A 9,327-nucleotide genomic window follows, 5' to 3' on the forward strand; every position below is an offset into this window, starting at 1 on the left:
TGCTCGCCTGCGCCGAGGAGACGCTCACGTCCCGCACGGCTTCCGATTCAGAAGCCGGTGCAGAAGGATCAGAAGCTGGCACAGAAGGAAGCGAATGACATCCATGCTCGACGGCTGCACGCCCTGGCCCGAGGAGTTCGTCGACCGCTACTGGGCGGCCGGGCACTGGCGTGGCAATACGCTGGACAACCTGCTGCGCGGCTGGGCCCTGCAGTACGGACCGCGGACCGCGCTCGTGCACGGCGGCACCCGCATCACGTACGCGAACCTGAACCGGCGCGTGGACCGCATGGCCGCCGGATTCCGGCTGCGCGGCCTCCGGCCCGGGCAACGGGTCGTGGTCCAGCTGCCGAACGTTCCCGAGTTCGTCATCACCGTGTTCGCGCTGATGCGCGTCGGCGCGGTCCCCGTGTTCTGCCCGGTCTCGCACCGCGCGTCAGAGGTCTCCCACCTCGTGCGGGTCACCGAGGCCGTCGGCTACGTCAGTCCCTCGACGTACCAGGGCTTCGACCACACCGCGATGGCCGCGGACATCGCGGCCCGAGAGCCCTTCCTGCGGCGGGTGTTCACCCTTGAGGCGCCGGGCGCCTCGTCCCCGTACGGCGGCTTTACCATCGACCCGTCGGGCTGCCACTACTTCCCGCTGGGCTCCATCGACGACCCGCCCGGGCTGGCACGCGCGCAGAGCGCCGACCGGGTGGCGTTCTTCCTGCTCTCCGGCGGTACCACCGCGGCGCCCAAGCTCATTCCGCGCACCCACAACGACTACGCCTACCAGGCGCGGGCCGCCGCCGAACTGGTGTCGCTCACCGAGAACGACGTGTATCTCGCCGCGCTGCCCGCCGAGTTCAACTTCACGTTCGGCTGCCCCGGCATCGTCGGCACCCTCTCCGTCGGCGGCACCGTCGTCCTGGTCGAGAACCCGGAACCCGCCGAATGCTTTCCGGTCATCGAACGAGAGCGGGTCACCGTCACGTCGGTGGTGCCCGCCGTCGCCCGGCTCTGGCTCGACGTACTTCCCACGGTCCAGGCCGACTTGAGCAGTCTGCATCTCGTGCAGATCGGCGGCGCGCCCCTGCACCGGGCGACCGCCGAACGGATAGGCCCTGAATTGGGCTGTCGCCTGCAGCAGGTCTTCGGCATGGCTGAGGGGCTGTTCACCCTCACCCGGCCCGCCGATCCGGACGAGACCGTGCTCACCACGCAGGGCCGCCCGCTCTCGCCCGACGATGAGATCCGCATCGTCGACGTCGACGGCAAGGACGTGCCCGACGCGGAGCCCGGCGAACTCCTCGCCCGCGGTCCGTACACCGTGCGAGGCTACTACCGGGCGCCCGACGACAACGCACGCTCGTTCACCACCGACGGCTACTTCCGCAGCGGCGACCTCGCGCGGCGCACCCCGGACGGCAACCTGGTGGTGGCCGGCCGCCTCAAGGACGTCCCGCGGCGGGCTGACCACGAAGATCCATCTGGCCTGTGACGGGCAGGGCCGGCCGCCGGCCTTCACGATCACCGCTGGAAACGTCAACGACTGCACCCGGTTCGAGCAGGTCATGGCCCGCATCAGAGTCAGCCGGCGCAGCCCGGGCGGCCCAGGTGCCGGCCCGGGCAGGTCGTTGCCGACAGGTGACTACTCGTACAGGGGGCTACTCGTACAGGGGGCGACTCGTCCACATAGATCCGCGCCTGTCTGCGCAGGCGCGGCATCAAGATTGGCCCGTTCGGGTCACGCACGGGATCCGAACGGCAGTCCTTACCCGGGCGGTCTCACTTCCACGGGTCGGTGAACGACCGGCCGGGCACCGGCTTGGCGATGAGCGCCACGGCGACGAAGAAGTTGACCTGACCGATCGCGAACATCAGGGTGGCAAGCGCCTTGGCCTCATAGTGCTCTGCTGCCTGGGCATACAGCTCGTCGGAGACCCTCTCGCCGTGCGCGGACGGCTGAAGCACGGCTTCCACGAGTGCCAGCGCGGCACGCTCGGCACCGGTGAAGTACGGCGAGTCCTGCCAGGAGGCCACCGATGCGATGCGCTCCTCCGACTCCCCGGCCTTGCGCAGGAAGCCCGTGTGCAGAACGGTCAGATAGGTGCTGCCGACGATCTGGCCTGCACGCAGCTGGACCAGGCTGATCGTGGAGCGCGGTACCGAACCGTTGCCGGTGACCTTGAACAGCGCCGCCGACACCGCTGCCAGCTCGGGTACCAGCTCCGCAGGGTCCTCGGCCATCCGCGGAACCATCGGGACCTCCGCCGCTATCGAACGTGTTTCCATCGCCGTCTCCTTCGGGCTTTCATGTTGCCGTCACTGCCCTGACGGATCGCGACAGAGAAATGTGACCGAGGGAAGACAGCCGTTCGTGTTCGGCTTGGACATTGAGGAGCCCGGCTCTGCCCGGCCTCCGGACCATCGCCCAGCAGGGTGCACCGACCGGGCGCAGGCGGCCGACTCCGACTCACCAGAGCGCCATGTCCGCTGTGCGTGGATATCCTGCGAAGTGTGATCAAGCCTGGACGGCTGCGCCTCCGTCGTCGCCACGGCCGGAGGCCACTTACTCTGCTGTCTCCGGTGATCCTGACCGTTGTCATCGCCGGCCTGGCGTACGCCACTCCCCCAGAACTGGCTTTCAGCCGGCTACTGCCCGCGGCGCCGGCCCTCGCCGCGGCCATGTGGCCCGTGCTCCCCACCGTCCTCCTGGGGACGGTCTGCCTTCTTCTCATGATCGGTCTCGGCATCGTGTTCCCCGGCCTGGGGACGTGGTGGACGGCGGCGGGGATCGTCGGCGTCACCGTGGCGGCCGCGTACGGAAGCCATGTCCGGCTCCGGCGGGAGCAGACCCTGTTCCAGGTCCGGCTCGTCGCCGACGCGGCGCAGCAGGTGGTCCTGAGTCCGATGCCGCGCCGCTTCGGGGGCGTCGAGATCGAGGCGCTGTATATCGCGGCCGCGGCGGAGGCCAGTATCGGCGGCGACTTCTACGAGGTGGTCGACACGAAGTACGGGGTCCGGCTGCTCATCGGCGATGTGCGGGGCAAGGGTCTGCCGGCGGTGGGCTCGGCCGCGGCGATGGTGAACTCCTTCCGGGAGGCGGCCTACGACGAGGCCGACCTGGTCAATATCGCGCGTCGCCTGGAGGCAAGCAGTACCCGTTACAACGCCGCCTTTCCCCCCGAGGGCATGATGGAGCGCTTCGCCACCGCCCTTCTCGCCGAGATCCCACACGGGGGCGGCCGTATCGGAATCCTCAACTGCGGACATCCGCCGCCGCTGCTCCTGAACCGCGGGGAAGTCCACGCCCTGGAGCCCACCGCTCCCTCGCCGCTTCTCAACCTCGCCGAGCTGATCGGTGATCACTACAGCATCGACACCTTCGGCTTCGCCCCTGGCGACCTGCTGCTCCTCTATACCGACGGTGTCGCCGAGGCCCGCGACCGCGACGGCGAGTTCTTCCCGGTGGCGGCCTGGTTGCGCCGGCAGACCCCAGGGCGACCCGGCGAACTGCTCAACGCTCTTCACCATGACCTCATCCACTACAGCAGAGGACGCCTCGACGACGACATCGCCGCCCTCGCCGTGCGCTTGTGCGCCTCTCCGGAGCCGCTTGACGGTCAGAGGGATCAGCCCGCTTAGATCAATCGCACTGGAACGCGGATCGCCCGTCCAGCCAATAGCCGAAACCGTACTGTCTCGTCCGGTCTTCTTTCTTGACCCAGATGCGCCGACAACATCGTGAGACTGGCGAGGTGTCCGGTCGCATTGAGGAGGTGTCCTGTCGCATTGAAGGTGTCGAATTCCCACTCGGTCTCGTTCGTGCTGGCAGATTCTCAGTGCGTGGGTCCTGAGCGGCGGCGATGCGACCGTGTGTGGCGAAACAGGTGACCAGATCGATCAGGAATCGAGAAGCGCGGGTCACAGAGCCGCACATAGCCTGATCATCATGGACATCACCATTCACACGAGCTTCCTCCCGCATGACGACCCGGACGCGTCCCTGGCCTTCTACCGCGACGTCCTCGGCTTCGAGGTCCGCAGCGACGTCGGACAGGGCAAGATGCGCTGGATCACCGTCGGCCCCGTCGGCCAGCCCGGCACGTCCATCCTCCTGGCGCCGCCGGCCGCCGACCCTGGGGTCACCGAGGACGAGCGCCGCACCATCGCCGAGATGATGGCCAAGGGCACCTACGGCTGGATCCTGCTGGCCACCCGGGACCTCGACGGCACTTTCGAGCAGGTGCAGGCCGGCGACGCCGAGGTCGTCCAGGAGCCGACCAAGCAGCCGTACGGCATCCGCGACTGCGCCTTCCGCGATCCCGCGGGCAACCTGGTCCGCATCCAGGAGCTTCGCTGAACCGTCCGGTCATCGATTCGGCCATGATGGCCGGCGTCGCGACCACCTGCGAAGAATACGGCGGCCGGCGCTTCCAGGCCGCTGTCCTCGACCATCCCCTCGGCGGCCGCACCATCACAGAGGCGCTCGCGATGTCGGCCGCCGAGGCCGAGGCGCGCACGCCGGCCGCCCACCAGGGCCTTTCCGACCCTGACCCATCCGACAGGACAGGCCCTAGGACGGGTCCACATCCTCGCCGAGCCGACCACCGGCCCCCATCCCGCCGACGTCGAGCAGTTGCTCGACCGGCTCGTCGACTCCGGCAAGCCGGTCATCGCCATCGAGCACCTCGCCGCCTACCTCGGCATGCAACCCAGGTGCTCACGGACATCGATGAAAGGAGTTCTCCCATGTGTCACCCCCCATGGGGGCGCGCACGCACCGCGGCGCACCTGAGCGACCTCGCGCGACTGCGCCGCGACCGCGACCGGATCGACCGGGAGTACGCGCAACCTTCCCCAAGCTCTTAAGGAGCAGGGGAGACCCCCTTACGTCGAGGCGCTCGCCCGCGGCGTGAACATGTCCGCTGGGCACCTCAGCCGCCAGTTCCGGCTGGCCTACGGCGAGTCGCCGTACGCGTACCTGATGACCCGGCGCATCGAGCGCGCGACGGCACTGCTGCGCCGCGGCGACCTCTCCATCACCGAGGTCTGCTTCGCGGTCGGCTGCTCGTCGCTGGGCACCTTCAGCACCCGCTTCACCGAGCTGGTCGGCATGCCACCCAGCGCCTACCGGCGCCGCGCAAAGGGCGCTGTGGCGGGGATGCCGCCATGTGTGGCGAAACAGGTGACAAGACCGGTCAGGAATCAAGAAGCGCCGGTCGCCGAGCCGGAACTAGCGTGCTGACCATGGCATCCATCGAATCCGTCACCCTCGACGTGGCCGACCCCACGGCCGCCGACCGCTTCTACACCACCGCCTTCTGTTTGGACACGCAGATACGCCTGCGGGCCTCGCAGGCACCCACAACCGGCTTCCGTGGGTTCACGCTGGCGCTCACGGTGTCCCAGCCGGCCAACGTCAACAGCCTCATCGACGCCGCCCTGGAGGCCGGCGCCACGCCGCTGAAGCCTGCCGCCAAGTCGCTCTGGGGCTACGGCGGTGTCGTACAAGCCCCGGACGGGACGATCTGGAAGGTCGCGACCTCGGCGAAGAAGGACACCGGCCCTGCCACCCGGCAGATCGACGAGATGGTGCTCCTGCTGGGAGTCGCGGACGTGGCCGCGAGCAAGCGGTTCTACGTCGAGCGCGGCCTTGCCGTGGCGAAGAGCTTCGGCCGCATGTACGTCGAGTTCGCTGCTGGGTCGAGCCCCGTCAAGCTGGCGCTGTACAGGCGCCGCGCCCTTGCCAAGGAGGTCGGCGTCGCCACCGACGGCACCGGATCACACCGGCTCATGATCGGCGGCGATGCCGGGCCTTTCACCGACCCGGACGGCTTCGCATGGGAGGCCGCATCACTGACGCCCACGCCCTGATGCACCACCGTTGCCTGCCCTACCTGGCCGCCGGTGCGCAATACCAACGGCTCTGATCAACATTTCGGGATGAAATTCGGCTTCGTGAGCGCTCCACTCCATGGAAAAGGGCGGTCGAACTGGTAGCGGATCTCCTTCAGTTCGCGGATCAGCGGGGAGAAGACCGAGGCGACACCCAGCACGGCCGGCGACAGCCTGCACACCGCGACCGGCCCCGTTGCCGCCTAAGCGGCAAGGCGGTCGGCCATCCCCCGGACCGACAGCGCGGGCTCCGTCGAGACGCGCCAGGCCCGTTCCTCGCCCGCAACCTCGACCAGGGCCCTGGCCGCATCGGGGCGGGTCGTCGTGCACCTGCCGTCGCCGACGGGCGGGCGTCGTGTGCGTGTTGACGGCTTCAGCGACGCAGCGCTCCTTTCCCTGGCACCCAACTCATTGCACGAACGGGGGACTTGGGGCATTGAGCCACTGAGCGAGGGTACGTCTGCCAGCGACAGCAAGCACCAAGAGGGGAAAAACATGCGCTTTCGCATCCTCGCCGTCGCTGCCCTAGCCGCCTTCTCTGCCGTCTTTGTCGCGCCGGGAATCGCCACGGCCGACACTACTCACGGCGACCTGAGCCCACAGGGCTCACTGGTCACGGACTCGCTGAACAAACCGTGCCTCGGCATCCCGGTCAAGGCGAATATTCAAAACATCATCGGGCTCGTGAACATCGGCATCCAGGACATCCCCATTTTGTCCGCTCCACAGACCCAGCAATGCGTCGACAACTCGACCCAGGCGAACGGCGACGAGCCGATTTCCCACATTCTCGACGACATCCCCGTGTTGAGCAGCAACGGCGTCAGCAACGAATAGCTGTCCGGCTCGCAGCGCCCCGCGCTGCGATGTGTGGCGACGCCCCGTCGGCCAGGTGGCTGACGGGGCGTTGCGCTGCGTCGTTACGCGTCGGTGGCCGCATCGTCGAGGGCGGCGTGGATGCGGCGGACACCCTCGCGCATGCCGTCGTCATCCTCGTCGTGCCGGCCGTACAACCCTGGTTGCATACACCCCTGGTTGCTTACAACCCTGGTTGCATGGCGATCGGCTTCACCAGCTGAACGGCTTCAGGGGCTGTCCGACGGGTCGCCGCACCCGTGCGGAAGATGTGGTGCGTGCGTGCCCCTATCCGGCGGACGCGGACCTGGGAGGGACTACGCGAACCGCCGGCCCCGTCACCCCTTGGAGTTCAGTGCGAGGAAGTCGCTGATGAGGTTCAGCCACTCCTGGGGGCGTTCGGCGAACGGCAGGTGTCCGGTCGGGATTTCAGCGACCTCGGCGGTGGGGATGGCGGCGGCGAGTTGCCGCTGCAGGCCCGCAGAGATGAGCGGGTCAGCGGTGGTGACGACGACGAGCGTCGGTACCGCGATCCCGGCGAGGTCGCCGCGGACGTCGACCCTTCGGACCAGGTCCACCTGGGTACCGGTGCCGGCAGGGAGGGCGGGCGCGAGCTGCTCGGCGGCGGCCTGGACCTGGACAGGGGTCAGGGCGTTCAGGGTCGATTCGCTCAGCGCCATCAGGTTCAGGTACTTGGCGAGCACGGCGTGCTGGCCGGATTCGAACAGCTGCTGCCAGATCGAGGCAGCCAGGTCGGTGCGGGTGTCGGCATGCGCGAACGTCGCGCTCAGCACGAGTGAGGTGACGCGTTCGGGGTACCGCGCGGCAATGCGGATCGCGACGGGGCCGCCGAGTGAATAGCCGCTGACCGCAAAGGTGTCGAGCCCCTCGGCATCGGCTGCTGCAATCAGCTGTTCCGCCAACTCCTCGACTTCCAGGGGCTCCTGGGCCTTCAGGGTGTCGCCGGAGCCGGGGTAGTCGACCCCGACCACGGTGTGCCGTGCGGCCAGCCCATCCATGATCGGACCGTAGTTGGCCTCGATACCGCCGCCCGCCCCGTGGGCGAGGAGGAGGCCGGGGCCGGTGCCGCGAACGGTGCGGGCGAAGGCAGCGGAAGTCGGTGTGGTCATCAGGGTTCCCTTTCGTGGCGGTTGCCGCCCAGCCCAACCAGACAACGATAACTTTAGTGATCGCTAAAGTCAGGCGACATCGGAGACCGCATCAGAGGGCTTTAGCGATCGCTACAAACTGGCGTAGACTGCGGTCATGCCCAGCGGACACACCTCGGCCAAGGCCGCCCCCAAACGCAGCCGGCGCGCCTTCGATCGTGACCAGGCCCTGGCCGCCGCCCTGCGGGAATTCTGGACACACGGTTACGAGACGACATCCATCGCCTCGCTCACCGAGGCGATGGGGATCAACCCGCCGAGTCTGTACGCCGCCTTCGGCGACAAGCGGCAGCTGTTCGACGAGGCCGTCCAGTTGTACGTGCACACGTACGCAGCCCCGCCACTGCAAGGGCCGGATGCCCGCTCGGCCATTGCCGCGATACTGCGGCACCTCGCCGCCGACTACACCGATCCGAGCCACCCGCCGGGCTGCCTCATCATCACCAGCGCGACCAACTGTGCCCCTGGCTCGCAGGATGTGAAGGCCAAGCTGCGCGCCATGCGTGAGGAAACCAAGGCATCGATCGCCGCCCGCATCCATGCCGACATCGACGGGGGACGGCTCCCCGCCGACATGGACGCCGACGGGCTGGCAGCCTTCTATGCGGCGGTCATCCAGGGGATGAATCAGCAGGCATGCGACGGGGCGACACGACAGACACTGGAGCGTGTGGTCGACACGGCGATGGCGGCGTGGCCGGAAGCATCAGGCCGATCAACGCCAACACCGCAGCCTCCACCCTCCTGACACACACCCATCCACACCCATCCACGCCCATGCACAGCCACCAGGGGTCCAAGCAGGCGACCGCGAACGCCCGGGCCGGCATGTTCCCGGACAGGTCCTAAGCCAGCCCTAAGCCAGCCCTAAGCCGTGTCCGATGAGTCAGTGAGCCGGGTTCGTCGGGACAATGCCTGCCCGCACGTCGGCCGTGGCACCATCGGTCGCCTCTAGTCGATGGTCAGGTCTTCGTAGGTGAGGGTGACCTTCTCGATGGCCGGACCGGACTCGATGTCGCTGGCCCATGCGTTGTGCAGGGTGACGCGACGTAGCGGGTTCTTGGCACTGTCGTGCTCGACGATGGAAACGTTGGGGGTGTCCTGAGCGGGGCCTTGCCGGGCGTTGGTCATGCTGGCCCACTCAGAGAAGGCACCTTCCCCGCCTTGGATCGGCGGCACGCGCGGGTTCACCCGCACGGGTGGCTACCCGGCTCCAGGTGTCCGACTGCAAGGGCCGGCGTCTGGAGGACTTGGCCACTACGGTCCGTACGACAGGTCCCTCACTCGGCTCGTCGGACGGAACCTAGCTATAGCCCTAGCTATAGCTAGTGACCTGAGTCGGAGATTCTTCGTTGGTTTGGTGTGAATCATCGTGGCCCGAAGATCCCGCCGTTGTCGGTAACGGATGCCCAGCAGGCCG

General features: G+C 68.0%; 9 protein-coding genes and 4 pseudogenes. 9 read left to right on the forward strand and 4 right to left on the reverse strand.

From position 1 onward, the window contains the following. Positions 1-94 precede the first annotated feature (94 nt). Both AB0I10_RS25045 and AB0I10_RS25050 read left to right on the forward strand, forming a co-directional pair. Positions 95-1,483: an AMP-binding protein gene (locus AB0I10_RS25045; RefSeq protein WP_363154844.1), complete on the forward strand. Its 1,389-nt coding sequence runs from the start codon at positions 95-97 to the stop codon at positions 1,481-1,483. Next, positions 1,443-1,678: pseudogene (locus AB0I10_RS25050) on the forward strand (transposase); the annotation flags it as partial. The gene AB0I10_RS25045 and the pseudogene AB0I10_RS25050, both read left to right, overlap by 41 nt. 92 nt (positions 1,679-1,770) lie before the next feature. On the opposite strand, the gene AB0I10_RS25055 reads toward AB0I10_RS25050, so the two are convergent. Next, the gene (locus tag AB0I10_RS25055; RefSeq protein ID WP_363154845.1) at positions 1,771-2,277 is read right to left on the reverse strand and encodes a carboxymuconolactone decarboxylase family protein; all 507 of its coding nucleotides are present in this window, start codon (positions 2,275-2,277) and stop codon (positions 1,771-1,773) included. A gap of 294 nt (positions 2,278-2,571) precedes the next feature. Between AB0I10_RS25055 and AB0I10_RS25060 the strand changes: the two genes are divergently transcribed. The 5 genes and pseudogenes from AB0I10_RS25060 to AB0I10_RS25080 all read left to right on the forward strand — a co-directional run bounded on the left by AB0I10_RS25060 (position 2,572) and on the right by AB0I10_RS25080 (position 5,862). After that, positions 2,572-3,630 carry a PP2C family protein-serine/threonine phosphatase gene (locus AB0I10_RS25060; RefSeq protein WP_363154846.1) on the forward strand — a complete coding sequence of 353 codons (1,059 nt, stop codon included), beginning with the start codon at positions 2,572-2,574 and terminating at the stop codon, positions 3,628-3,630. Positions 3,631-3,937: 307 nt separating this feature from the next. Then, the gene (locus AB0I10_RS25065; RefSeq protein WP_363154847.1) at positions 3,938-4,348 is read left to right on the forward strand and encodes a VOC family protein; all 411 of its coding nucleotides are present in this window, start codon (positions 3,938-3,940) and stop codon (positions 4,346-4,348) included. A gap of 14 nt (positions 4,349-4,362) precedes the next feature. Further along, a pseudogene (locus AB0I10_RS25070) lies at positions 4,363-4,675 on the forward strand (excinuclease ABC subunit UvrA); the annotation flags it as partial. Positions 4,676-4,737: 62 nt separating this feature from the next. After that, positions 4,738-5,233, forward strand: a pseudogene (locus AB0I10_RS25075) (helix-turn-helix transcriptional regulator). Positions 5,234-5,235: 2 nt separating this feature from the next. Further along, complete coding sequence (locus AB0I10_RS25080; protein WP_363154848.1) at positions 5,236-5,862, forward strand: glyoxalase; 627 nt, start codon at positions 5,236-5,238, stop codon at positions 5,860-5,862. Positions 5,863-5,966: 104 nt separating this feature from the next. Here AB0I10_RS25080 and AB0I10_RS25085 read toward each other — a convergent pair. Then, positions 5,967-6,197, reverse strand: a pseudogene (locus tag AB0I10_RS25085) (NAD-dependent epimerase); the annotation flags it as partial. Between the two features lie 181 nt (positions 6,198-6,378). Between AB0I10_RS25085 and AB0I10_RS25090 the strand changes: the two are divergent. Next, on the forward strand, positions 6,379-6,720 hold the full coding sequence (locus AB0I10_RS25090; RefSeq protein ID WP_363154849.1) for a rodlin: 342 nt from the start codon (positions 6,379-6,381) through the stop codon (positions 6,718-6,720). Between the two features lie 356 nt (positions 6,721-7,076). Here AB0I10_RS25090 and AB0I10_RS25095 read toward each other — a convergent pair whose 3' ends face one another. After that, a complete protein-coding gene (locus tag AB0I10_RS25095) occupies positions 7,077-7,868 on the reverse strand; it encodes an alpha/beta hydrolase (RefSeq protein WP_363154850.1) in 792 nt (263 codons plus the stop codon). 136 nt (positions 7,869-8,004) lie between these two features. On the opposite strand from AB0I10_RS25095, the gene AB0I10_RS25100 reads away from it, so the two are divergent. Further along, on the forward strand, positions 8,005-8,655 hold the full coding sequence (locus tag AB0I10_RS25100; RefSeq protein WP_363154851.1) for a TetR/AcrR family transcriptional regulator: 651 nt from the start codon (positions 8,005-8,007) through the stop codon (positions 8,653-8,655). Positions 8,656-8,858: 203 nt separating this feature from the next. Here the strand turns inward: AB0I10_RS25100 and AB0I10_RS25105 are convergent, their stop codons facing one another. Next, positions 8,859-9,038 (reverse strand): hypothetical protein, encoded by a 180-nt coding sequence (locus tag AB0I10_RS25105; RefSeq protein WP_363154852.1) that lies wholly within the window; start codon positions 9,036-9,038, stop codon positions 8,859-8,861. Positions 9,039-9,327: the final 289 nt, after the last annotated feature.

The sequence above is a fragment of the Streptomyces sp. NPDC050636 genome, from assembly GCF_040654775.1.
Classification (GTDB): Bacteria; Actinomycetota; Actinomycetes; order Streptomycetales; family Streptomycetaceae; genus Streptomyces.

Bases quoted from the DNA above. Each gene is read 5' to 3' on its own strand.
- AB0I10_RS25045 (WP_363154844.1), top strand. From the start codon at position 95: ATGACATCCATGCTCGACGGCTGCACGCCCTGGCCCGAGGAGTTCGTC.
- AB0I10_RS25055 (WP_363154845.1), bottom strand. From the start codon at position 2,277: ATGGAAACACGTTCGATAGCGGCGGAGGTCCCGATGGTTCCGCGGATG.
- AB0I10_RS25065 (WP_363154847.1), top strand. From the start codon at position 3,938: ATGGACATCACCATTCACACGAGCTTCCTCCCGCATGACGACCCGGAC.
- AB0I10_RS25080 (WP_363154848.1), top strand. From the start codon at position 5,236: ATGGCATCCATCGAATCCGTCACCCTCGACGTGGCCGACCCCACGGCC.
- AB0I10_RS25090 (WP_363154849.1), top strand. From the start codon at position 6,379: ATGCGCTTTCGCATCCTCGCCGTCGCTGCCCTAGCCGCCTTCTCTGCC.
- AB0I10_RS25095 (WP_363154850.1), bottom strand. From the start codon at position 7,868: ATGACCACACCGACTTCCGCTGCCTTCGCCCGCACCGTTCGCGGCACC.
- AB0I10_RS25100 (WP_363154851.1), top strand. From the start codon at position 8,005: ATGCCCAGCGGACACACCTCGGCCAAGGCCGCCCCCAAACGCAGCCGG.
- AB0I10_RS25105 (WP_363154852.1), bottom strand. From the start codon at position 9,038: ATGACCAACGCCCGGCAAGGCCCCGCTCAGGACACCCCCAACGTTTCC.